Origin of the sequence: Peribacillus tepidiphilus, assembly GCF_009466385.1 — a bacterium.
In the GTDB taxonomy this organism is placed as follows: Bacteria; Bacillota; Bacilli; order Bacillales; family DSM-1321; genus Bacillus_BN; species Bacillus_BN tepidiphilus.
Window position 1 is genome coordinate 182,611 of the sequence record NZ_WIAQ01000001.1, and the last position, 21,670, is coordinate 204,280.

The 21,670-nt window shown below is 37.2% G+C and carries 27 protein-coding genes and 3 pseudogenes; 14 read left to right on the forward strand and 16 right to left on the reverse strand.

Annotation, left to right across the window (positions count from 1 at the left end):
• Positions 1-299 precede the first annotated feature (299 nt).
• The 5 genes from xerD to GD441_RS00995 all read right to left on the reverse strand — a co-directional run bounded on the left by xerD (position 300) and on the right by GD441_RS00995 (position 3,686).
• Entirely contained in the window at positions 300-1,193 is an 894-nt protein-coding gene (xerD, locus tag GD441_RS00975; protein WP_153122748.1) for a site-specific tyrosine recombinase XerD, read from the reverse strand.
• A gap of 16 nt (positions 1,194-1,209) precedes the next feature.
• Entirely contained in the window at positions 1,210-1,443 is a 234-nt protein-coding gene (locus GD441_RS00980; RefSeq protein ID WP_153122750.1) for a YqzK family protein, read from the reverse strand.
• Positions 1,444-1,620: 177 nt separating this feature from the next.
• Positions 1,621-2,082 (reverse strand): ferric iron uptake transcriptional regulator, encoded by a 462-nt coding sequence (fur, locus tag GD441_RS00985; protein WP_153122752.1) that lies wholly within the window; start codon positions 2,080-2,082, stop codon positions 1,621-1,623.
• A 126-nt stretch (positions 2,083-2,208) separates the two neighbouring features.
• Complete coding sequence (gene spoIIM / locus GD441_RS00990) at positions 2,209-2,856, reverse strand: stage II sporulation protein M (RefSeq protein ID WP_153122754.1); 648 nt, start codon at positions 2,854-2,856, stop codon at positions 2,209-2,211.
• A 278-nt stretch (positions 2,857-3,134) separates the two neighbouring features.
• Positions 3,135-3,686, reverse strand: a complete 552-nt coding sequence (locus GD441_RS00995; RefSeq protein WP_153122756.1) for an NUDIX domain-containing protein — start codon at positions 3,684-3,686, stop codon at positions 3,135-3,137.
• A gap of 73 nt (positions 3,687-3,759) precedes the next feature.
• Between GD441_RS00995 and mciZ the strand changes: the two genes are divergently transcribed.
• Complete coding sequence (mciZ, locus tag GD441_RS01000) at positions 3,760-3,912, forward strand: Z-ring formation inhibitor MciZ (RefSeq protein WP_153122758.1); 153 nt, start codon at positions 3,760-3,762, stop codon at positions 3,910-3,912.
• A 90-nt stretch (positions 3,913-4,002) separates the two neighbouring features.
• The gene (locus GD441_RS01005) at positions 4,003-4,923 is read left to right on the forward strand and encodes an aldo/keto reductase (RefSeq protein ID WP_153122760.1); all 921 of its coding nucleotides are present in this window, start codon (positions 4,003-4,005) and stop codon (positions 4,921-4,923) included.
• Positions 4,924-4,994: 71 nt separating this feature from the next.
• Here GD441_RS01005 and GD441_RS01010 read toward each other — a convergent pair whose 3' ends face one another.
• A complete protein-coding gene (locus GD441_RS01010; protein WP_153122762.1) occupies positions 4,995-5,249 on the reverse strand; it encodes a YqkE family protein in 255 nt (84 codons plus the stop codon).
• Positions 5,250-5,372: 123 nt separating this feature from the next.
• On the opposite strand from GD441_RS01010, the gene GD441_RS17395 reads away from it, so the two are divergent.
• Together GD441_RS17395 and GD441_RS01015 are read left to right on the forward strand one after the other, a co-directional pair.
• A complete protein-coding gene (locus GD441_RS17395; RefSeq protein WP_263862411.1) occupies positions 5,373-5,501 on the forward strand; it encodes a hypothetical protein in 129 nt (42 codons plus the stop codon).
• Positions 5,502-5,936: 435 nt separating this feature from the next.
• On the forward strand, positions 5,937-6,842 hold the full coding sequence (locus tag GD441_RS01015; protein WP_153122765.1) for an alpha/beta hydrolase: 906 nt from the start codon (positions 5,937-5,939) through the stop codon (positions 6,840-6,842).
• 92 nt (positions 6,843-6,934) lie between these two features.
• On the opposite strand, the gene GD441_RS01020 is transcribed toward GD441_RS01015, so the two are convergent.
• Positions 6,935-7,264 carry an iron-sulfur cluster biosynthesis family protein gene (locus GD441_RS01020; RefSeq protein WP_153122766.1) on the reverse strand — a complete coding sequence of 110 codons (330 nt, stop codon included), beginning with the start codon at positions 7,262-7,264 and terminating at the stop codon, positions 6,935-6,937.
• Between the two features lie 130 nt (positions 7,265-7,394).
• On the opposite strand from GD441_RS01020, the gene GD441_RS01025 reads away from it, so the two are divergent.
• On the forward strand, positions 7,395-7,613 hold the full coding sequence (locus GD441_RS01025; RefSeq protein ID WP_153122768.1) for a CDGSH iron-sulfur domain-containing protein: 219 nt from the start codon (positions 7,395-7,397) through the stop codon (positions 7,611-7,613).
• A gap of 155 nt (positions 7,614-7,768) precedes the next feature.
• A complete protein-coding gene (locus GD441_RS01030; protein WP_153122769.1) occupies positions 7,769-8,140 on the forward strand; it encodes an iron chaperone in 372 nt (123 codons plus the stop codon).
• A gap of 301 nt (positions 8,141-8,441) precedes the next feature.
• Here GD441_RS01030 and GD441_RS01035 read toward each other — a convergent pair whose 3' ends face one another.
• Positions 8,442-8,771: a YolD-like family protein gene (locus GD441_RS01035; RefSeq protein ID WP_119113740.1), complete on the reverse strand. Its 330-nt coding sequence runs from the start codon at positions 8,769-8,771 to the stop codon at positions 8,442-8,444.
• Between the two features lie 335 nt (positions 8,772-9,106).
• Complete coding sequence (locus tag GD441_RS01040; protein WP_153122770.1) at positions 9,107-10,366, reverse strand: Y-family DNA polymerase; 1,260 nt, start codon at positions 10,364-10,366, stop codon at positions 9,107-9,109.
• A gap of 381 nt (positions 10,367-10,747) precedes the next feature.
• Between GD441_RS01040 and GD441_RS01045 the strand changes: the two genes are divergently transcribed.
• From GD441_RS01045 to GD441_RS01055, 3 genes are all read left to right on the forward strand, one after another.
• Positions 10,748-11,413 (forward strand): C40 family peptidase, encoded by a 666-nt coding sequence (locus tag GD441_RS01045; protein WP_153122771.1) that lies wholly within the window; start codon positions 10,748-10,750, stop codon positions 11,411-11,413.
• 268 nt (positions 11,414-11,681) lie between these two features.
• Complete coding sequence (locus GD441_RS17610; RefSeq protein ID WP_225434108.1) at positions 11,682-11,873, forward strand: TnsD family Tn7-like transposition protein; 192 nt, start codon at positions 11,682-11,684, stop codon at positions 11,871-11,873.
• Positions 11,874-12,254: 381 nt separating this feature from the next.
• Positions 12,255-12,725: a hypothetical protein gene (locus tag GD441_RS01055; protein ID WP_153122773.1), complete on the forward strand. Its 471-nt coding sequence runs from the start codon at positions 12,255-12,257 to the stop codon at positions 12,723-12,725.
• A 70-nt stretch (positions 12,726-12,795) separates the two neighbouring features.
• Here GD441_RS01055 and GD441_RS17710 read toward each other — a convergent pair.
• A pseudogene (locus GD441_RS17710) lies at positions 12,796-13,062 on the reverse strand (transposase); the annotation flags it as partial.
• A 457-nt stretch (positions 13,063-13,519) separates the two neighbouring features.
• Here GD441_RS17710 and GD441_RS17580 point away from each other — a divergent pair.
• A complete protein-coding gene (locus GD441_RS17580) occupies positions 13,520-13,921 on the forward strand; it encodes a CBO0543 family protein (protein ID WP_338091682.1) in 402 nt (133 codons plus the stop codon).
• Between the two features lie 23 nt (positions 13,922-13,944).
• Positions 13,945-14,643, forward strand: a complete 699-nt coding sequence (locus tag GD441_RS01070; protein WP_153122775.1) for a DUF421 domain-containing protein — start codon at positions 13,945-13,947, stop codon at positions 14,641-14,643.
• A 166-nt stretch (positions 14,644-14,809) separates the two neighbouring features.
• On the opposite strand, the pseudogene GD441_RS01075 reads toward GD441_RS01070, so the two are convergent.
• A pseudogene (locus GD441_RS01075) lies at positions 14,810-15,216 on the reverse strand (ferritin); the annotation flags it as partial.
• Between the two features lie 75 nt (positions 15,217-15,291).
• On the opposite strand from GD441_RS01075, the pseudogene GD441_RS01080 reads away from it, so the two are divergent.
• Positions 15,292-15,474, forward strand: a pseudogene (locus GD441_RS01080) (hypothetical protein); the annotation flags it as partial.
• 185 nt (positions 15,475-15,659) lie between these two features.
• The gene (locus GD441_RS01085; RefSeq protein ID WP_153122777.1) at positions 15,660-15,965 is read left to right on the forward strand and encodes a peptidoglycan-binding domain-containing protein; all 306 of its coding nucleotides are present in this window, start codon (positions 15,660-15,662) and stop codon (positions 15,963-15,965) included.
• Positions 15,966-16,030: 65 nt separating this feature from the next.
• On the opposite strand, the gene GD441_RS01090 is transcribed toward GD441_RS01085, so the two are convergent.
• Both GD441_RS01090 and GD441_RS01095 read right to left on the reverse strand, forming a co-directional pair.
• Positions 16,031-18,217 (reverse strand): beta-propeller domain-containing protein, encoded by a 2,187-nt coding sequence (locus GD441_RS01090; RefSeq protein WP_191992060.1) that lies wholly within the window; start codon positions 18,215-18,217, stop codon positions 16,031-16,033.
• Positions 18,218-18,372: 155 nt separating this feature from the next.
• Positions 18,373-19,608, reverse strand: coding sequence for an MFS transporter (locus tag GD441_RS01095; protein WP_153122780.1), 1,236 nt, complete (start codon positions 19,606-19,608; stop codon positions 18,373-18,375).
• 126 nt (positions 19,609-19,734) lie between these two features.
• On the opposite strand from GD441_RS01095, the gene GD441_RS01100 reads away from it, so the two are divergent.
• Entirely contained in the window at positions 19,735-19,899 is a 165-nt protein-coding gene (locus tag GD441_RS01100; RefSeq protein WP_153122782.1) for a hypothetical protein, read from the forward strand.
• A gap of 81 nt (positions 19,900-19,980) precedes the next feature.
• Here the strand turns inward: GD441_RS01100 and GD441_RS01105 are convergent, their stop codons facing one another.
• The 3 genes from GD441_RS01105 to GD441_RS01115 all read right to left on the reverse strand — a co-directional run bounded on the left by GD441_RS01105 (position 19,981) and on the right by GD441_RS01115 (position 21,623).
• Positions 19,981-20,445, reverse strand: a complete 465-nt coding sequence (locus GD441_RS01105) for a threonine/serine exporter family protein (RefSeq protein WP_225434106.1) — start codon at positions 20,443-20,445, stop codon at positions 19,981-19,983.
• Position 20,446: 1 nt separating this feature from the next.
• Positions 20,447-21,205, reverse strand: a complete 759-nt coding sequence (locus GD441_RS01110; protein ID WP_153122787.1) for a threonine/serine exporter family protein — start codon at positions 21,203-21,205, stop codon at positions 20,447-20,449.
• Positions 21,206-21,332: 127 nt separating this feature from the next.
• Positions 21,333-21,623, reverse strand: a complete 291-nt coding sequence (locus tag GD441_RS01115) for a hypothetical protein (protein WP_153122789.1) — start codon at positions 21,621-21,623, stop codon at positions 21,333-21,335.
• Positions 21,624-21,670: the final 47 nt, after the last annotated feature.

The window sequence follows — 21,670 nt, forward strand, 5'->3', positions numbered from 1 at the left end:
TTACTTTAATATAATCATCACTTGTACAAACAAAACGTACATTCTGTTTGTATGTTGCCCTAAAAAGGGATATATAACCATAAAAATTCATTATACATGTCGGAAGTCTGACAACTTAATTTTAGAGGATATTATATAGTTAATGCAAGGGTTTTCACTAATTTGATACATTTAAAAGAGACTAACGATAAACAAAGAGGGATCTGTTACATTCGTTAATCGTCAGCCTCTTTGGATTATGATTGAGTGACAAATGATTTATGAATGAAAAATGGCTTACTGAGATTCTCTTAATCTCGTTATGCACGCGGATGAAACTTTGAGTATACATCCTTAAGCCGCACATTGGTTACATGCGTATAAATTTGTGTAGTGGAAATATCTGCATGACCTAGCATTTCCTGCACAGACCTTAAATCTGCCCCATTCATGAGTAAATGTGTTGCAAATGAATGACGAAGAGTATGCGGTGTCAGTTCTTTTTGGATATTCGCTTCTTGCGCCAAACGTTTTAGAATCTTCCAGAAGCCTTGCCTCGTCAACCTTCCTCCATGATGGTTTAAAAATAGCGAATCCGTTCTATTTTTCTTGCTAACTAGTTTTCCTCTGCCTTTTTGCAAATAATCCTCCACTGCATGAAGAGCCGTTTTGCCAATTGGAATAATTCTTTCTTTATTTCCTTTTCCAACACAACGAACAAATCCCATATTTGCATGGACATCAGATATGTCTAAATTGATTAATTCACTTACACGCATGCCTGTTGCATATAGAAGCTCAAGCATTGCACGGTCTCGCAAACCAAATGCATCACTTGATTTAGGTGCATCCAGCAGCGCCTCTACTTCTTCCATGCTCAATACCTTAGGTAGTGTTCGTTCAGGCTGAGGAGTTTCTATATGTATGGAAGGATCTTGTTCAGTCGTTTTTTCTCTTAGTAAAAACTGATGAAAGCTACGAATAGAGGCTATATGGCGAGCCAAGGTCCTTGAAGATTTTCCTTCCTGCCTTAAATGACCCAAAAAGTGCATGATATTTGGTCTTCGAACATCATTCCAATCCTTGACGCCTTCTACTGCAAGTAGGTAATTCATATAAGAATTCAAATCTCGTTGGTAGGAAACGATTGTGTTCTTTGCTAACCCTTTTTCTACTGTTAAAAAATGAATGAAATCTCTTATCGCATCTTTCATATGATTACTCCCTTGATTACTCCCCGCTTAAATAAAATAGCTTTAAGCGCTCAAGAAAGCTCCAGTCCTTACCTTCTGCGGTTAAAGTACCTGAAGCTTTAATGGCATTTCCGTTAGGCTCATCATACCGATGATAGTTTTGATACTCCTGATTTAACCATACCATGCCGAAATAAAAAAGAACAGTAAAGCTAACAAATAATAAAAAAACCTTTAACGTGTTCAAAATCATTTTTATGGATGATTTCATCTTACACCCTCCGTTCTTCTTCCTACTTCATCCTATGTCAGATCGGACAAGTTTTATACATGAACGAAAAGAAAAGTATTTGCACGATAAAATCATCTAAAAATGAGAAAAATAAAAAGATGCTTATTTTCTCACGTCAATAAATGCTATAACGAGAGAAATAATGCATCTAATGTATTATTCTACAGTATTGGAATCTTCTTTTGATTGACATCTGTGACAAATCCCATGGAAGGTTAGGCGGTGATCTTTGACTTTAAAATTCCAATCACGTTCAACAACCGCTTCAACTTCTTCTAAAAGATCTTCTTGAATTTCATCCACTGCCCCACACTCCATACAGACAAGGTGGTGATGAAAATGAGCGGCGCCTTCTTGTCTTAAATCATATCTAGACACACCATCTCCAAAGTTAATTTTATCTACGATTTTTAATTCAGTTAATAACTCTAATGTTCGATACACAGTTGCTAACCCGATTTCGGGCGATTTTTCTTTTACCAGGAGGTATACGTCTTCTGCGCTTAAATGATCCTCTTCATGCTCCAGCAATACACTAACTGTTGCCTCTCGCTGAGGAGTCAATTTATAGCTAGACGAGTGCAACTGTTTTTTTATTCTCTCGATTCTGCTTTCCATCTTATTCCCTCCCTCGCCACTGTAGATATTATTATATCAAATTAAAGGGAAGTGTCAAAATACAATAATTATTATTTAGAAAAAATAATGATTCTTTTTTTATATTAATTATTATAAATTTGCATTCTAGCTGTTCAGTATACTCATAATAGTTTTCATTACTACGGGTGAAAAATATGCTTCAATTGCTCCAGCTCCTACAAGAAACAACATACAAAGTACAAACGAAAAAACATATTTAAAGATTACCGGCTTTAACGGTTCACGAATTTGCTTTAAAAATACCCTGCGTATCATTTTAATGCTTAAGGCCAAGGATAGTGTGGTAATGAAAATGAATACAGGTACGATGATAATATTTTGCGGCAGAATCGAAACAAAGGCCATACCGAAGCCATCCCACCCCATTTGGTTCACTAAAAATCCTACAGTAAAGCCTACTACCATACCTTTTAAAAATAATAGAATCAGAATAATGGGCAGTCCAATAATTGATACTCCTAATATCCATATGATCCCTGTGTACTTTATATTGTGCATCACACTTTGTATAAACATATCATATGAGGAAGAGATTTTACCTTCTGCTACCTGAGTAAAAAAATGAGACAGATAATAAAAGAGATCTTCCTTTTGAGTAAAGCTTAAGCTATTTACGATCACAGCCCCAAAAATGACTCCCATTAAAAACAGGACAATAACAAACGCATATAACGAGGAATGCTCACGGAAATGGTTTTGTGCAACGATTTGTAAGTGCGAATGTCTCTTCATCTACTTTTCCTCCCATTTGCTGCTTACTAGATTTTATGTGTGAGCTTGTCTTTTATGACAGTTTTAATAAAGCTGGCTTTTCGTCCTGTTCAAAGCCTTTTCATTTATAAAGGAAATATTTTAAAGAAATCTCTTCCCTTTGCCTATAAGGGGCTGTCCGAAAAGGGCAACTTCATTAAAAATGGAAAATCAAGAATGTTGATATATTAATATTCTTGAACATAAAAAGGGGGCATCCAAAAGCCGAAAATCGACTTATTGGACAGCCCCTTATGTATTTATTTGACCATCATATTTTTCAATTGTAAGTATTGCACAGCATAAGCCGTTTTTGCATCATAAATTCTTTTTTCTTTTATAAATTCCAGTGCTTCCTCTAAAGTCAATTCGATCACTTCTACGAATTCATCCTCATCGCAAGCAGCCGCATTTTCTTTTTTCTTCAATCCATGAGCGAAGTAAAGATGTACCAGTTCATCTGCAAAGCCTGGAGAGGTGTAAAAGGAAATGATGTGCTCCATTTTTTCGCACACATAACCAGTTTCTTCCTCCAATTCCCTTGAGGCTGTTACAATTGGCTCTTCCCCTTTTTCTAGCTTACCTGCCGGAATTTCTACTAGACTTCTTTCCATCGCTTTTCTATATTGCTCAACCATGACGATTTTGTTTTCTGGTGTCAAGGCTAGAATCGCAACCGCCCCCGGATGTTTAATGAGCTCACGCTTGCTTTTTTTTCCATCCGGAAGTTCCACTTCATCTACCTGCAGGCTAATGACCTTGCCTGTGAAAATGGTTTCAGAGGAAATGGTTTTTTCTTCGAATTTTTTCATTTTTGTCACTCCCTGTTCTATTGACAGACACTCTGCTCATACATTTTACCATAATCGAATTGGGGGTTGTCTGATGAAAATTTATATGATGGATAATGGGATCGTATTGTGCGGCAAGGCTTGGGAAATCAAAGCAAAGTTGAAGGAATACAATAGAGAATTTTATTATGTAAAAGACTGGGTGAATCATAAACAGAATCATGCGCATCTAAAAATTGTGAAATAACTGAGGCATATCTTTATTTTTTTCTCCACTCTTTCGGTACAATATAGCTAAATGTTTTTGGACAAGCCACTTTGAAGGAGTGATAGATGAATGAAAAAAAGAAGATTAGGAAAATCCGAGCTGTATGTGACCGAAATGGGTCTTGGTGCGATGTCAATCGGAACAGATGAAAAGGAAGCGTTACATATTATTTCCGCTGCTCTTGATGAAGGAATTAATTATTTCGATACTGCCGATCTTTATGACTATGGCATGAATGAAAGGATTGTCGGAAAAGCTCTTAAGCCGTATCGCGATTCTGTTATCATCGCCACTAAAGTCGGGAACAAATGGAACGAAAACAAGGATGCTTGGAGTTGGGATGCGTCCAAAAGCTACATCCTTTCTGCGGTGAAAGATAGTCTTCACAGGCTTGGTACAGATTATATTGATTTGTACCAGCTACATGGCGGTACGATGGAAGACAACCATGAAGAAGTGGTAGAGGCTTTTGAACAGTTAGTTAAGGAAGGTTACATCCGTTATTACGGCATTTCTTCCATTCGACCAAATGTCATTGATTCTTTCGCACGAAAGTCCAATATTCAAACCGTTATGATGCAGTACAGTATCTTGGACAGAAGACCGGAAGAATGGATGACTATTTTGAAAGAAAATAACATCAGCATGATTGCCCGCGGTCCTGTTGCTAAAGGGCTTTTAAGTGAAAAAATGCTTGAAAAAGCTTCAGCTTCTGTTAAAGAAAAAGGCTATTTAGATTATTCTTTTCGTGAGCTTGAAGATACATTACATAAACTTCGTGAGATCTTTTCAACCCGAAGTATGAATGAGATCGCCCTCCAATATATTTTATCGCACGACGTCGTTGGAGCTGTTATACCAGGAGCAAGCTCTGTTAAACAGGTAAAGGAAAATGCTCAAGCTGTTCGAGGAGAAAGATTAACTGACGAAGAAGTGGAACTGATAAAATCCCTAACCAAGCTTAACAAATATGAACACCATAGGATTTAATGATTAACAAGAAAGCAAGGCGATAAAAAAACATTTATGGTGCCTTGCTTTTTTCTTATCATTTATAGGATTTAGTCTTTATAACTTCGCCAGTCCATTTCACTTTCGTTCAGAAGCTCTTCAAACGTTTTATTTTTTTCTTTCTTTTTCAACTCTTCTTTTCTTCGTCTTTCCTCTTCTTCTTTTTTTAGAAGCTCTACCTTTGTCAATTCCTGTTGCTTTTCACGAAGTTGAGTAAGAAGCTCCTGGTTTAGCATATCTCCTAGCGTAAGTTTTTCTTCTTTTTTCGGTGTTTGGGTTGGATTTTTCTTACCTTTTTTCTTCATGTTACACGTTCCTCCTATCCTTCCACATTATAGCACGAACCGCTCTATTCTTCTTAGGCATTAGTATACTTTCTTGTTTTTTACCCAAATTAATAATGAAGCTATTGAAAAAGGGGGGTTAGCATGAGCAAAAGGGATAAAGGATATAGTCAAAAAGGCAAGCCAAATAACGATCGTGGGAATAACGTAATGGCAGCTGAGGAGCTTGAAAAAGCCATCCATCCTACAAAAAGGCAAAACAGTGAACAATAATTGCGCACTCTTATTTGCGATTCGTTTCATCTCAGTTTGATAACAATATCCTAATTTTTATTCATCTATTATCAAGCTGAGATGACTAATTTCTTTCATACAATTTAGAAAAATAGAGCCAATTTATTTTTGGAGAAGGTTATAGAGGCAGAAAATTTTGGGGTAAAGAATCCTTTACGATTCCATTTCTGCATCATGTTTTTCTGTTTTTTTTGCTTACATATTCAATATCAATCTTTATGCGACTTGTTTCATCCCACACTAGTTTAAAATAGTCCTCATGCTGATTCAGTCTCTGTTTTTCCCATATTATTTTACCATTGGTTTATTATTTCCTCTGCTATTTCCACAAATTTTTTCCAACAAAAAATTATAACAACTTTTTCTAAGATGATAAACTAAACATATAGTTGCTTTAACTTATGGGGTGAAATGATGAAAAAGTGGTTAGTCCTTCTTTTTGGTGTGTTTACTTATGTTGTTGGAATCGGTATTTATTTTACAAACCGACTTATGTTTATGAGAAAAAAAGAGGATGAGTTTGTTCGGAATCGTGAAATTACTGCCAAACGAGTCAATGAAACAGAATTTTATAAGCTGCCAAAAACCAAAGTGATGGTTGCTTCACCATTTGGGTACGATCTTGATTGCTACTTCATTCACCCGTACAACACAAAAAAATGGGTGATTTTTTGCCACGGTATTACAGAGAATAAATGGAATTCCATTAAGTACATGAACTTATTCATAGAGCGGGGGTTTAACTCTATTATATATGATCATCGTCGCCACGGTGGTTCCGGTGGTCGCACAAGCTCTTATGGTTATTATGAAAAATGGGATCTGGATGCTGTTATTAAAGAATTGAAAAAACGTGAAGGAGAAGATGTAAAATTCGGGATTCACGGTGAATCGATGGGAGCTGTTACGGCTATTCTCTACGGAGGAACCATTGATGACGCTGCATCCTTCTATATTGTTGATTGTCCGTTTTCTGACTTTACAGAACAACTGAAATATCGCATTAAGCAAGAAATCAAAATTCCATCTTGGCTCGTCTTGCCAATCGGAAAATATTTCTTAAAGATGCGGGATGGTTACTGGATGAAGGATGTTTCTCCACAGTCCGTGATTTCAAACATACAAAAACCCGTTCTTTTTATTCATAGTGAAAAAGATGATTTTATATTGTCGAACATGACAAGGGCTCTTTTTGAGAAAAAAACAGGAGACAAAAAGCTTTTTCTTGCCGTCAATGGAGCCCATGCACAATCCTTTAATGAAAATAGGAAGGAATATGAGGAAGCTATTGATGATTTTCTTGAGACCTTTTCCCTATAGGGGCGTTTCTCTCAAACGCCCCTATAGGGAAAAGCGAAAAACGTTCGCACTCAGCCCTCAAGAAGTGAGTAAATATCTTCTACTGAATGTATTCACCCGTGCGTTTTATCGTAAAAACTCATTCGCGGATTTAGGATGCCCCCCGGACTTTTCAGTTGAAAGCAGTTCGCTTCCTTTACAAAATCAATTTTCATTATATCGTCTAAAAAGATCATTTTGGATTTTTCCACATACACGTCCCCGGCGTTTGTAGCGATTTTCTGATCATCCTCTTCCAGCTCTTCGACAAGCCAAAGAGCCGTAATTCCGTTTACTACACAGCCACAATCCTCTGTGTCATATTTTAACTTCAAAAAGCCTTTCTTCTCTCCAAGCTTTTCTTGAAGCTTTGTCAATGCAGCTTCTGTCCATGTAATCTCCATTATGGATCATTCCCCTTTCCTGTACATCATTTATTGTAGCACGGTAAGAAATCCGTTGAAAAAGGATAGGCTTATTAGTAGGATTAAAGTATAAATGTGACAATTTTGTGAATTCAAAGGAGGACATCCTATGTCAAAAGTGCAGATTAAAGTGATGGATAACGGGCCGCTACGTATAACCGGAGAAGTTGAACTCATTGATGCGGAAGGGAATGTGTTCCCGACAAAGCCGACTTTTTCATTATGCCGCTGTGGGCTTTCGGAAAAACTTCCTTTTTGCGACGCTTCCCATAAAGGAAAATTTTCTTCCTGCGTTCGTGCGGAAAAAGTGCTAGATGACCAAAAGTGATGTTTGTTTTTGATTCAAACAACAAGCCCTTTAGACCATTAACGGAATTTTATAACTATGAATTAGGAAGATTAAGTGAGCGTAGAAGTTTTAACGACGAATGGGTTTGAGGAACTTCCCTGAACGACATAATTTTTATTTTAGGAGGGAACAACATGGAGGTTTTCGCCAAATATTTAGCAGGTATCGATAACCCCGACCACCGCGACCGAACAGAGGAAATTTTGGTGTGGGTTGCTAATAAATTTCCAAATTTGGAACCGCTAATCAAATGGAATACGCCAATGTTTTCCGATCACGGCACATTTATCATCGGCTTTTCCACAGCGAAGCATCATTTGAGCGTTTCACCCGAAGAAGTAGGCATTGCGCACTTTGCCGATGACATTGCCCAAGCTGGCTACAGCGCTACCAAAGGCTTGTTTCGAATTCCGTGGAATGAGCCGGTAAATTACGAATTGCTTGAGAAAATGATTGAATTTAATATTCAGGATAAAGCAGACTGTTCCACTTTTTGGCGGAAATAGAAAAAATACTTATTCCAGAAAATGGCCCTATAGTGGCAGAGTGAAACTTCATTGTTTTTAGTTAACTGTGAATTTCACTTATTCCACTAACGGGTGCTTTAGTGAAAGAAGAATTAATTGATTTTAAGATTGAGATCATGTTTTAGTTATTCCATTATAGAGCACGATTGTAGAGTAACAAAAAGCCCAATTTCTAGGTATTGAATTTGAGAAATTGGGCTTTTAATTATTGGCATTTTCTTTCTGCATTTCCTGACCTTACGCTACCCCTATTAAAGTTTGTATTTCTAATGCTGTTTTCTTAGTATTGCTCAATTTCAATAATATCTCCTAATTTTAAAACATGTTTTTTAGTCAAGTAATCAACAATTCGTAATTCTCTTTTTAGCTGATCAATGTAATGAATATTGCCGACAAGTTTCTTCATTTCACCTTTTTGATAATAAGTGAATTGTAGAGTAATGTTCTCTTCCATAGCCCTACAGATAACTTCATTAAATTCTTCATATTTTTGTTCATCCAAAACCGGTTTTTCGACTTTATCTAAACTTTCATTGTATTCCCTTAGTAATTTTACATGTTCTGGTAACATCATTGAAACCCATTTGATACGGCCTCTGTCACGAATCACCTCAAGACACCTGCTTTTCCATTACATTTTGTGGGACATTATATAAAATCACTTGTCACTATTGAAAATCAAATTAATTTCTTGACATTTAATATAAATTTAATTCGACCCCTGTCTCTGATCATTCGTTAGGTCCCTCCTGTCTGCTGAACTAGCTTAGACGATAAATTCCAGGGGATTTTTCCAACAATCCCGCCAGAATTAGATGATTTATTCCATCAATTTTCCAATAATTCCACCAGATCCTGCTTTTTTACGCCTTTTGTCCCTGCTCGACTGTTATCTTGGAAAGCTAAAGAATTAATGTGGCAGCCAAGAGGCATTGCTCGACACCCCTATGCTTTATGTCCGCCAACGAGCTTGCTGCGATAGACAGCTGTTCCCGCTTCGGTGTAAGATACAGCTCGGAGTAGCGCTTTTGAGCCAAACTTTCTACGGATTCGGTCTACCGTATATCCAAGTTCTCTTTTTTTCCACCTGTTCGGCTCAAATAAAGTAAGCTGCATTTGGACATCATCCGTTATATTAGAAAGAGAAACAGAAATTTGCCGGACTGTTTTTCCTTCATAATTCTCACGGAACAGCTCGAGACAAACACGATATAAATCCATCGTAATGTTCGTCGGCTGATCCACAGAACGAGAGCGGAGAAATCCGCCGCCGAATTCATCCTGACTGTAGCCGATACCAAGACTGATCGTCCGCCCTGCTTTTTTATGTGTTCTTGCCCTTCTTGCCACTTCCTCACAAATTTCCAAAATCACGCTTTTGATTTCATGCTCTTCTTTATAGTCTCGCAACAAGATTTGACTTTTTCCAAAGCTGATCTGCCCTTCCATAATCGGTGCTCCAATTTCTGAAAGGTCGATCCCCCAAGCATGATAATAAAGCTGATTTCCCATAATACCAAACTTCGCCTCAAGCTTCTCCAAGCTGTAGTTAGCCAGCTGACCAACGGAAAAAATCCCCATGCTGTTTAACGTCTTTTGAACACGTTTCCCAATTCCCCACATCTCGCTTAGTGGAGATAACGGCCAAAGTTTTTTTTTCACATCATCATACGTCCACTCAGCTATACCGGTTTTTTTGGCTTCAAGGTCTAAACAAAGCTTCGACAACAGCATGTTTGGTCCAATTCCAATGGCACATGGAAGCTGAAATTCCCTTTCGATTTCGTTTTTAATTTTTTGGGCAATCGTTTTCGCATCTCCCCATAGCGGAATCGCTCCATCCACCTTCAAAAAGCTTTCATCCACGCTATAGGTGTGAATAGCTTCTTTTGGGACGTAACGATGAAACAGTCGGGTAATTTCAGTCGAAATCCGCAAATAGGTAGACATTTTCGGTTCAACAAGGCGAATACGGGGGTCATCCGGAATTTCAAACATTCGGGAGCCGGTTTTTATGCCGAATTCCTTCTTCAAAAGTGGAGATGCGGCAAGTACAACACTTCCCTTCCTTTCTTTGTCCCCTACAATGGCAATATAAGAAGTTAGTGGATCCTCTCCCATCATCACAGCCGAACAACTGGCATAAAAGCTTTTCATATCCACGCACAAAATATGATGATGAGGCATCTTACTGTAATCCACCATATTTTCTCCTCCTACAAAACGAATGTATGTTCGCATATATATCCTATCCACAATAGTAACCGAATATACGTTCGTATTCAATGGAAATTTTCTTGCACCTTTCAACATAGCGGATAAAATTCCTGTATGATCCACCCGAGGAAAATTTATTATTCCAGAAAAATAAAACGTCCCATTTTCACAAACCGTATTAGCCGCAAAGTCATTAAAAAAATCTCTAAAAAAACAACGAAACCATCTAATTTCGTATTTTTTTAAAGTGTCTTTCCTCCTATTATTTGTAATTTAATTGTAATAAGTTTGAACAAAAAATGTTACGAAAATATCGTAGGATAATTCAAGAGAAAAAGATTCATAGACAACTAGGGGGATAAAAACAACATGAAAAAATGGATCACTACAACAACTTCTGCAGTCGCTTTAGCTTCATCGATTCTTTTTTCACCTTTCCAAGCGAGTGCTAACATAGGAGATCAAACACTTCGTCCAACAATGTCACATAACGATGTCAAACAGCTGCAAATGCTGTTAAAAGAAAAAGGATATTTCACATATACAGGAGCCTTTACAAATTATTACGGAATACATACGACAGACGCAGTAAAACGTTTCCAAAAAGCAAAAGGCTTGACTGCGGATGGAATTGCAGGCCGCAAAACGTTTAACGCATTGGGTGTTTATTATGTAAATAACTCATCTCTTATTAGCTACGCCAAAAAGTTGATTGGAACACCTTATGTGTGGGGCGGAACAAGCCCTTCTGGTTTCGATTGTTCCGGATTTATTTATTACGTATTTAAAAATTCCCAAGGCATCACGCTGCCACGCACTGCTGCAACCCAATATTCGAATGTAGGCTTAAAAGTAAGCAGCCCATCCGCTGGGGATTTGGTATTCTTCCAAACCACTTCTTCAGGTGTTTCACACGTCGGGATCTATATCGGAAATGGTCAATTTATCAGTGCAACTTCTTCAAAAGGCGTTAAAATCGATTACTTGAACAGCACATATTGGAAACCGCGTTATGTAGGAGCGAAAACTTTATAATGAAAAAACGTGTTAAAAACAAGGCACCTATAAATGGGTGCCTTCGTTTTTTCCTACTTCAATATTTTTAAAAAACTGTAAATCACCAATCTTCCCTCTCACATAGAATAATGTGAAATCTATGAGAGGGAGAGGAGACCGTGCTAAAAAAATGGGTAACGGCAATCATTATAGCGAGCCTTCTATGGTTATTTGTCGGAACGGAGACAATTTCAGCAGCTGTGATTGTTTAGTCAAACTGAATGGAAAGTATCAATTAGTAACGGACATTTCCAAAACCTACAAAAAAATTGGAACGATTAAACAATTTGGTGATTTGTGGATTATAACTGCTAATAATTTAATTCATAATGAGAAAAGGAGTTATAGATCAGTTGCCAGGCAATTAGATGTGGATACCAAAACAGTAAAAAAATATGCAAATTCGTCTATGAATGAAAAAAAAACATGGTTCTTCTAATGACGTTATTTTTCAGAATAAGAAATCTGAGTGGCTTTATCTAATTAAGGAGAATCCTGGGAAAATGTAACAGAAATAAGAACAATGAAGCCTGCGTTGTACGCCGTCATCTATCGTAACGACAAAACAATGGCTTAAAGAGAATTCACCCAAAGAGAAAAGATAAAGGAATTTTTTTTGTAACATAATTTTTTATTCTAAACAACTATTTGTTGTATGATCTGCATTTTTCAACGAAAGGATGAGCTTCTAACCGTTAAAAGTAAACATATTCAGCTTGTGGTGCATATACTGGATTGATCCTTTATATAGGGTAGTAAATAAGATATCTAATCCTTTATTCTTCAGAACATAAACTTTAAATTTAGGGGGAGATTAGTATTGCAAACTGCACAGCAAACAATGGTTAGTATTCCATTCCCATCATTATGGGGTATCCATGCTGCTATAGCTGGTAAACCAATCGTTTGGGGCGTACTCAACATTAACTCTATTACAGATAACAGGGTAATTGGTACGGTTAATTTTCGTGGTACACCTATTCCAATTACTGGATCTTGGGATGAAAACACCAAACAAATAAGATTTGATACACCTTATGCCACATTTTCTGGAAACTTAGCGATATTTGATGAGCCCCAAATTAGAATTCGACATTTTATTTTAAATGGGAGGCTTATTATGAAACCTCCTTCTTTACAAGCAGGCGAATACGGAACATGGATTGCTACAACCGATAGAGCTCTTACCGGATATCCCGTAATTAGTGGTATCTTGCCCCCTGTTGGAGTCTTTTTAACATCGAATATACTTAGTCAGCTACAGCAGAATAATGTAAGATCTTGGGTTTAAATGGAAGAAACGTAAAACGAACCTTCCTCTATAAATGTTGATATATCAACGGTTTGACCCGTTGGTGGGGTGTCAAAAAAATATTTTTAATTAGTTGGCGTGGATTTTCGTAGTGTGAAAAGCTTCCGATTTCGGCTAATAAATCGACAATCGTTGTTTCTCCAAGCCCTGGAACCGTTGATAGCCATTCGTATTCTACAGATGTTTTTACAAGCTCAACTAAGTGTTGAGTAATACTTTCAATATCCTTCTCTAATTGGTGGTAACGGCGGACGAGTGTGGCGATTTCAATACGGGCCATCTCACGTCCCTCTGTTACTCCGATAGAGTTAGCTGCGACTTTGAACCGTCCGTCTTTTGAGAATGATTTTTGGAGCACTCGCCCTCGATCATCAACAAAACAAGCATAATGTGTGCGCTTGGCAATGTCGACTCCCACAACAAGTGTTTTTTCGGTGACTTTATTTATTTTCTGCTTTTGTTTAAAATCCATTATGGTGTCCTCCTTGGTTAACAAATTAGGGGTCATTTCGCCACGATTTGACACCCCGCATCATACCAAGAGGGCTCTTTTGTTCAAGTCCCCGAAAATTCTTCTAACAGGAATGCTCCTTTTTTGTTTTTCGATACATCTCCAACATTAAATTTCCTGTGACAAAACAAACTAATTACAAAATTATTTGAGGTGTCTCATGAGAAAAGGACAATCTAAACAATTCCTCGTATTCCAAACGTATACTTGCTACATAGTTTGTACATGTTAAGGGAAAAACTAAGGAGGAATTTTAGTTGGAGTGGATTTTTTTCTATACCTGTTAAATGGTACCATAATTATCTTGACAACAACCTTATTAGATGTAGTTGGTGCACAATACAGTTTTTGGGATTACCCCATTGCATTCCTACCTTTTATTCCCAGGGCCTTTCCTTTTGATTTTTCAATGGTACCTGTAGCTTACATGTTGTTATATCAATATTTTAGAACATGGAAATCTTTTATTTTAGCCCAGATCATTATGGCACTAACATATGCCTTTATAGGTGAACCCTTTTGCGAGTGGGTCAAACTTGTTAATTATTTAGAGTGGAGATACAGATATTCGTTCATATATTACATCATTGTTGGAATTGTAACTCGAGCTTTAATATTAAAACTAGCCTCTTTATCTAAACCTCAAGATCTTACAACTAAGTAAAATTTAAATTGGAGGAAAAAACTTTGGAAGAAGTTAATATTGGTTTACTGACGATCAAAGTCATCGTTGGTTTTGCAACTTTATTTTTTATCATTATCATAACAGGCAGAACATCCATCTATCAGTTAACCCCGTTTCACTTAGTTTTTGTGTTAGTACTTGGAGATTTTTTAGGAAATAACATTTATGAAGATAAGGTAGGGATTTTTCATTTTTTATATGCCATCGGATTGTGGACGTTTCTTATGTTGGGAATAGAGTTTATGACTCTAAAAAATAAATCGATACGTTCTCTCTTATTAGGCAATCCTAACATCATCATTCGAGATGGTGTTATGGACAGAAAGTTACTTACAAAGAACAAATTGGATGTAAATCAAGTATTGAGTATACTCCGTCAAAATAATGTCTTTTCAGTTCGCGAAGTCAAATACGGTATATTGGAAGCTAATGGGCAAATAAGTTTATTATTAAAATCCAAGTATCAAAAACCAGACAAGCAAGATCTCAATCTTCCAGAAAGTCCAGTAGACCTCCCAACATCGTTAATTATAGATGGGGAAATTTTATGGGATAATTTACATGAACTTGGATTTGATAAACAGTGGTTAGATAACCAATTAACTACCAATGGATATGATAATGTAAAGCGTATACTTTACGCAGATTGGCGAGAAAGTGAAGGCATACATGTAAGTCCTAATAAAAATTTATTAGGATAGGAGCATATCAATTTTCTTGATAAATATAATGTGGATTTAAAAAAAGATGAACCAGAAAATCCGTTTTATGAATTTATCTGATAGGGTGTTTGTTACTCTTTGGTTTTCCACAATCGGGCGCGTTGCGTCTTATTCGTGTATCGGGCCATATATTGTAGAGTAATTATATTACGTAGTAGACTTGTGCTTCCTCATCGATTTGCTCTCTTAAAAAATCTTGTATAATTACAGCAGCCTGTGGGTCTGTTTGATTGCGTAGTTATAGGCTTGACGATAAGAATTTGTAACAAATTGTTCATGAGCTAATACTTTTTGAAAAGTCTCTAGCGGTGTACCAAAGTCGCTAGGCTGAGCAGGGAGACTGCTCAGTTGGACAGTACCATCCCGATCCACAACAAAATCAATTAAGGTAAGCATGTGTGTTCTTTCCTCTTCTGATTGCAATCTTAACCAGTGAGCCATACCTGTTTAGTTCAATCTCCCCAAATATGCAGACATGGCAAGATATAAAGTCGTTGATACATGTTCAATTTGAATTAGATTATTAAATAACCTTTGAAGTTCCTCATTCATGTCCTCTACACTCCTAACTCCAAGATGTTTTATCCTTAATGTTTCGTCATTATATATTAGAAAATTCCCAGGATGTTAAAAAGGGGAATAAACGCCTTACACATTCTTCAAGAATTTATTCTAATGGGCGTACTTGTAGGGAAAGGATATTCTCCCGAAAGAGCCTATGAAACAGTAGAAGAATGGGAACGTACAGGAGAATCTAAACTTCTTCAACAAAGCAAAAATGTAGAAATAGAGGTAAAAGCATATAGTTAAGGGAAGATGCTTATTGAACCAAACGGGTGCGTTGCTAAATATTAATTTTTAAAGTACTTTTAAATATTTCGATCTTCCGCAATCGGGCGCTTTAATGGAATAAAATGAAGACAACATATTAGTCATGTGTAATATGTACTCTTCTTTGTTTTTTAGGGATTTTTTAATTTAGGTCTTGATAAATAATGAAATCAAAGTTAGACTTCCATTCCATTGCAACAGCGAATGGGTTTAAAGTAACGGGTTCAGCCATACCCGTATCTTCTAAACCAGAATCAAACGTTCAAACCTTAAAGCGAGGAAGTCGCGGTGAAGCTGTAAAAAAACTCCAAACTACATTAACAGCAATAGGATATAATACAAACGGAATTGACGGCATATTTGGGTCTGGAACGGAAAAAGCAGTCCGACAATTTCAACAGGCCCGGTCTTTACTAGTTGACGGAATCGCAGGTCCGGCAACACAAAAAGCTTTGTATGAAACAAAATAGAACATGAAAAGAGAGGATGGCCCGCCTGTAGAAAGGAGGACATCCTCTTTGCCTATTCTATAGGATTACTTTAAAGATAGCTCGCCTATTTTTTCATTCGTCGTTAAATGATGCACTGTTACGGTATTAGGTGATAAGGCATACAAATAATCATGAATATAGACAAGACGCTCAATTGAATGTTCCCACTCTTCGTACGGAGTTTTACCATTGTAATGGGTAATCTTATTTTTCAACTGAAAGCCCTTTTCCATATTTACTTCGTACACGTAAGCACCTTGAAACTCAAACACTTGTTCAAATTCCTTCCCTTCTACATCATGATAGACTGAAATCGGAAAACCAAACATCCCTTTCCTTTTATCCCATAAAAGCGCCTTATGGTCGTAATGAAGAGGTGAATATGTTCCTCTTCCCCCAATTATTTCCGAAAATTTCTCTTTAGGATTCGAAACATCACGCACATCAAAAAACGAGAGCTTCACACCATTCGTCAGAACCCTTGGTTCGTTCGACTCTTTGGAAGCTACAATTTTTGTATCATGGCCAAATCCGATGAGATGGTTTTCGTCAAAGGGGTGCAAATAATTGCTGAAGCCCGGAATTTTGAGCTCACCAAGTACCTTAGGTTCTCTTGGATTTTTAGCATCAATGACAAACAGAGGGTCCACCTCTTTAAAGGTTACAAGATAAATACGATCGTTCATAAAACGGGCAGAATAAATCCTTTCTCCTCTTGCTAAATGATCGAGCTTACCGACTTGGATCAAATTCTCATCTAATATATAAAGCTGATTAGATGAAGGACTCTTATCGTCCCATGTATTTCCTTTAGTTGTTGCAACTCGGAAAAATCCGTTATGCTCATCCATTGAAAACTGATTAAGAACAGTTCCAGAGACGTCTGCTGATGCCTTGTATTCCACTTTCAACCCTTTTACTGAAAATTTATAGATCGTTGTATCAGGTGAAGGATCAAAAGCACCGCGGGTTAGAGAGACATCCTTTGTTTCATGATAGACTGGCACAGCAAAGTATAAGTGATCTTTAGACATATACACTTGCTGACCGCTTCCTAAGAAGGTCTCGATATTGGCTTTTTGCTTTAGGTTCTCTAGGTTAACGGATGTGATAAGAGAAAAATTTGCTTCTTTTGAATTCGGCATATATTGGATTCTTTTGTAGTCAACGTGTTGAAGCTCGCTCGTTTCTTCGGAATCAGAAAAGAGAGGGCGTAAATCAACATCCTTTTCTTCTTTTAAAATCCACAGATCCGGGTAATGTTGAGAAATGAAAAACAGCTTCCCGTCCATTTTCCGGGAGGATAACAAATAACCCTCCACTTCTATTTCACGTACGTTCTTTGGCTGAGTAGGATTTTTCAAATTGTACACAATCACCTTAGTAGTAGATTGTAGAGGACGATATGGAAGAATTTGATCTTTCTTTTCCATAGAGTCTTTCACAATAGCATTTTCTTTATAGCTTTGTCCAAGAACAATGAGTAAGTCTTTATGAACATAAATCTCCAGTGGTGAAAACAAATGGTCATAAGAGATGACAGCATCAAGCTTCATACTGCTAGGGGAATCAGCCTTAATAATGTTAACTCTGTTTTCTGCGATTTGAAAAATATGTTTACCGTTTGTTTTTACTCGATCTCCTTCATCAATTCCTGCGACCTGGACATTCGTTTCTGAATGGGAAGGTGCACCGCCTGAATCGGACGAATTCGCTTTCTCTTCACTCTTCCTATCATTACGCACAAAGCTAAAAAAACCTTTGGATCTTTCTTGCTCCTTCATAATTTTCACAAAATATTGATCTAGTTTCTCTTTTGTCTCAACAATCGGCAGCGTTTCTCTTACAGTAAACAAGATCGTACGGTCTGTAGCCAAAGATCGTCCATTAATCGAAGAAATACCTTTTTTGAAATGAACCTTATAAAAAGCAGAGCTAGAATCGTACCCTTCTTCTGGAGGAGCGATGAGAACCATCTTTTTATCAGAGCTTAAGGAAACAGAAACGTTCACCTTCTCCCCATTTTCATTCGTGACTGTAAGATTATCATCAAGAGAGTCCGGATTCAGCTCCTTTGAAAAGGGAACCTTTATGATTCCTTTTGGCAAAACGACATTGTCCTCTGCCTTATGACTCCACGCTCCAACCATCTTAGGCTGAGCAGAAAAATAAATCCCTACTAGACCTCCCAAGACACAAAGAACAAAAATACTAATCATGATTTTCTTCATATCATCCCTCCATCGTACCATTCCTTCATTCGTGAACACGTTTATCCAACGAACCATTTGAAAAGGAAAAAGCCACCTTTCTCTCATTGACGAGATCAGGAGGCTTAGGGTTACGCTATTGTTGAATTTTTAATGTATACGTTTTGAAAAACAGACTAGGACGAAATCGTTTGCTGTTCTCTAACCACTTTCTTTTTTCCATACAGTACAGTAAGAGGGAGAGCCGAAATGAGAAATACGCTTGAAATCTGGAAAATCGTCTCAATGTCAAAAAATGATGCAACCGCTCCAAACACAATTCCGCTTAATCCGATTCCTAAATCAATAGAAGAAAAAATCATACCGTTCGTAACTCCACGACGATTTGCAGGCGTCATAGACAGAGCCCAGGACTGAAGAGTTGGAATTAAACAACCAAACCCAATACCAAAAAGAGAACCAGCGATGGCTACCATTAAGCTAGAGTGGGCAAAAGAAAGCACCCACATCGCCAAAAACGTAAGAAACGAACAAAACAGCACAATCCCTTTTGGTCCATGGTTATCAAACCATTTCCCTGCAACTGGTCGAGAACATGTCGCTAAAATCGCATTAAGTAAGTAGAAAAGAAAAATTTGATCGATGCCTCTTTCTTCTCCGAAAATGACAATAAATGTGACAATCGATCCATATCCAAAAGAAGTCATAAATGTGATAAATGCTGGAAACCAACTCGTTTTTTCAATAAGAGAGTCCTTTAGAGAAAACGTTAACTCTTCTTTTTTTACATTTTTTACCGAATTAGGTGTTTGATATTGTACGATTGCCAGCAATATTAGAGCAATGACTCCTAATGCAGCGGATAATAGAATCAGGTTTGTAAAGGAAGTAGCTTGGAATAGGAAAATTCCAAGACTTGGGGCAATGATCATCCCAATTGTCACAGAAAGCCCGAAATAACCCATTCCTTCTCCAAGCCTGGAATTAGGAATGACATCCACCGCAGCTGTTCCGTTTACTGTTGTCGACCAGCCCCATGCTAAGCCATGAATAAATCGAAAAAGCAAAAAGACAAGAACTAGTTTAGAAATTGGATATAGCATCGTAATGAACAGAAGCGCTGCTGCCCCGACTAATACAAGCGGCTTTCTCGTTTTATATTCAAGCAAATACCCAATAAAAGGTCTGATTAAAATGGCACCAATCGAAAATAAAGCTGTTACTAATCCAATTTCAAAGCCTGAAGCTCCAATTGATTGAATATAAGGAGGCATCGTCGGGATCAACATTTGAAAAGACATGAACACAAACAAGTTTCCAACCATTAGCATAATAAACGACTTTGTCCATAATGGTTCTTTTTGTATAACAGACAAATGGATCCCCTCCTTGTTATAGAAATTATTTCGCATCTCTAAATATTAACATAGAAATTTATGAAAAGGAATGTAGATATCCAAATTTATACCTACTGTTTCTTCAAAGAAGCAAGTTTTTCTCATTATCAGCATATTGTGGTGGTAAAGGAGGCTGATAGAATGGGAGTTGGCTTGCTGATTACTGTAGGATTTTTATTGATATTATTGTTGATGGGACTGGTGTTCACATACACTTTTTCTATCGCAGTAAAAAAAGAGGATGCGGTTACGATTGATCCAATCCCGACATTGATAGAAAAGGAAATGAAGGAAAATAAAGAATAAAAAAACAAGGGTGACTCAAAACCTAAGAGGCAGCAATGATTTCACAAGGCCTATACGGATCGTTTTGAGTCACCACATTTTTTATACACGTTTAACTTGAGATTTTTTCATAATTTGGTTAATAACTTCCGAAAAGACAAGTCCAATTGCGATTGAACCAGAAATCATAAACGCCTTCGCGGCAAGAGTAAGAGCAGCATAATAATCGTTTTCGACGAAATTTCTCATTGCATCGTAAGCCATGCCACCGGGGACAAGTGGAATGATTCCGCCAACAGTAAAAATGATAATGGGAGTTTTATACATTCTTGCAAAAACTTGACTAAGGAGCGCAACTAGAAAAGATGCAGCAGCAGTCGCAAGAATCATATCTACTTTATGCTCAAACAATGCGATATATGTAATCCAACCAGCCATTCCTGTAAATCCGCATTTTATAATTGACTCTTTCGGGACATTAAATATAATACCGAATGCTGCAGAAGCAATAAAGCTTGTCACGATTTGTTCTATATATAGCATAAAATGTTTTTTCCTCCTGTCCACTTTATAAAAAGGTTAAAACAACAGCAATTCCGCCGCCAATGGCAAACGAAGTAAGAAAAGCTTCTGCGCCTTTAGAAAGTCCGGACAATAAATGGCCAGCCATCAAATCTCTTACGGCATTCGTTATTAAAAGTCCAGGTACAAGTGGCATTACAGAGCCAATAATGATTTTATCCAGCTCTGTACCATAGCCTGTTTGAACGAAGACAAATGCCAAAAGTCCAATCAGCATGGAAGCAAGAAATTCAGAAAAAAACTTAATGGACATATAGGAATGAAAAAGGATAAAACTTAAAAATCCCAGTCCTCCTGTGATCATGGCCGGTAAAAAATCTTCCCAGCCACCCCGGAACATAATGAGAAAACAACCACTTGATATGGCCGCAGCCAGAAGCTGGGTTTTAATCGAAAAGGACATTTTGGAAGATTCCAATTGTACAAGTTGATCGTACGCTTCTTTTACGGTAAGCTTTCCCTCGCTAATTCTTCTCGATATCCGATTCACCATCGTGACTTTTAATAAGTCAGTTGTTCGATCTGATATCCGGATTAGCTTTGTTTTTGTCGGTTCATCCGTTTCAATGGAAAAAATAATGCCTGTCGGAGTGACAAAGCTATGAGAAACAGGAATACCGTATGATGCTGCTATTCTCATCATCGTGTCTTCAACCCGATAGGTCTCAGCCCCGTTTTGCAGAAGAATTTTTCCCGCCAGCAGGCAAACCTCCATAATGTCATACTTTAATTGTTGTTTCATCATACTATCCTTTCAAAACCTCATAGACTGTTATTAATCAATCAGCCCTCAAACAAGTTATATCGTATTTATTGATCTACTAGCAAGAGACATGAAAAAAATCTAAAATATCTTAATAATAAAAATCCTATTAAATTCTGATCTTAAGGTCCCCTTTAGGATAAACAGCTACTTTGGTACCTAGTATTAATCCCTTTATTGTTCGATTTTTTCCTGAACTGTCCGTTAAAATCGTTTCTTTTTCAATCTCGTAAACCACATCATTTATTAACACAGCATTTCCTATACGATCCGTTATAAAACCAATAGCTGGAGTTTCTAAAGGCTGGTCTTGAGAGGGATTAAATTGGTCATTGCCTTGTTTTCCACAGCCGTTTATGAAAAGAATTAGCAAAAGGAAGAAACTAGACCATTTCTTCATAAAATTCACCTCAAAAATGGTTATTTATTTATTTAAACTAAAAAAAT

What these genes read in the sequence shown, in the direction of transcription:
- xerD (WP_153122748.1), bottom strand. Translation starts at nt 1,193, where the DNA reads ATGAAAGATGCGATAAGAGATTTCATTCATTTTTTAACAGTAGAAAAA.
- GD441_RS00980 (WP_153122750.1), bottom strand. Translation starts at nt 1,443, where the DNA reads ATGAAATCATCCATAAAAATGATTTTGAACACGTTAAAGGTTTTTTTA.
- fur (WP_153122752.1), bottom strand. Translation starts at nt 2,082, where the DNA reads ATGGAAAGCAGAATCGAGAGAATAAAAAAACAGTTGCACTCGTCTAGC.
- spoIIM (WP_153122754.1), bottom strand. Translation starts at nt 2,856, where the DNA reads ATGAAGAGACATTCGCACTTACAAATCGTTGCACAAAACCATTTCCGT.
- GD441_RS00995 (WP_153122756.1), bottom strand. Translation starts at nt 3,686, where the DNA reads ATGAAAAAATTCGAAGAAAAAACCATTTCCTCTGAAACCATTTTCACA.
- mciZ (WP_153122758.1), top strand. Translation starts at nt 3,760, where the DNA reads ATGAAAATTTATATGATGGATAATGGGATCGTATTGTGCGGCAAGGCT.
- GD441_RS01005 (WP_153122760.1), top strand. Translation starts at nt 4,003, where the DNA reads ATGAAAAAAAGAAGATTAGGAAAATCCGAGCTGTATGTGACCGAAATG.
- GD441_RS01010 (WP_153122762.1), bottom strand. Translation starts at nt 5,249, where the DNA reads ATGAAGAAAAAAGGTAAGAAAAATCCAACCCAAACACCGAAAAAAGAA.
- GD441_RS17395 (WP_263862411.1), top strand. Translation starts at nt 5,373, where the DNA reads ATGAGCAAAAGGGATAAAGGATATAGTCAAAAAGGCAAGCCAAATAAC.
- GD441_RS01015 (WP_153122765.1), top strand. Translation starts at nt 5,937, where the DNA reads ATGAAAAAGTGGTTAGTCCTTCTTTTTGGTGTGTTTACTTATGTTGTT.
- GD441_RS01020 (WP_153122766.1), bottom strand. Translation starts at nt 7,264, where the DNA reads ATGGAGATTACATGGACAGAAGCTGCATTGACAAAGCTTCAAGAAAAG.
- GD441_RS01025 (WP_153122768.1), top strand. Translation starts at nt 7,395, where the DNA reads ATGTCAAAAGTGCAGATTAAAGTGATGGATAACGGGCCGCTACGTATA.
- GD441_RS01030 (WP_153122769.1), top strand. Translation starts at nt 7,769, where the DNA reads ATGGAGGTTTTCGCCAAATATTTAGCAGGTATCGATAACCCCGACCAC.
- GD441_RS01040 (WP_153122770.1), bottom strand. Translation starts at nt 10,366, where the DNA reads ATGGTGGATTACAGTAAGATGCCTCATCATCATATTTTGTGCGTGGAT.
- GD441_RS01045 (WP_153122771.1), top strand. Translation starts at nt 10,748, where the DNA reads ATGAAAAAATGGATCACTACAACAACTTCTGCAGTCGCTTTAGCTTCA.
- GD441_RS01085 (WP_153122777.1), top strand. Translation starts at nt 15,660, where the DNA reads ATGAAATCAAAGTTAGACTTCCATTCCATTGCAACAGCGAATGGGTTT.
- GD441_RS01090 (WP_191992060.1), bottom strand. Translation starts at nt 18,217, where the DNA reads ATGAAGAAAATCATGATTAGTATTTTTGTTCTTTGTGTCTTGGGAGGT.
- GD441_RS01095 (WP_153122780.1), bottom strand. Translation starts at nt 19,608, where the DNA reads ATGCGAAATAATTTCTATAACAAGGAGGGGATCCATTTGTCTGTTATA.
- GD441_RS01100 (WP_153122782.1), top strand. Translation starts at nt 19,735, where the DNA reads ATGGGAGTTGGCTTGCTGATTACTGTAGGATTTTTATTGATATTATTG.
- GD441_RS01110 (WP_153122787.1), bottom strand. Translation starts at nt 21,205, where the DNA reads ATGATGAAACAACAATTAAAGTATGACATTATGGAGGTTTGCCTGCTG.
- GD441_RS01115 (WP_153122789.1), bottom strand. Translation starts at nt 21,623, where the DNA reads ATGAAGAAATGGTCTAGTTTCTTCCTTTTGCTAATTCTTTTCATAAAC.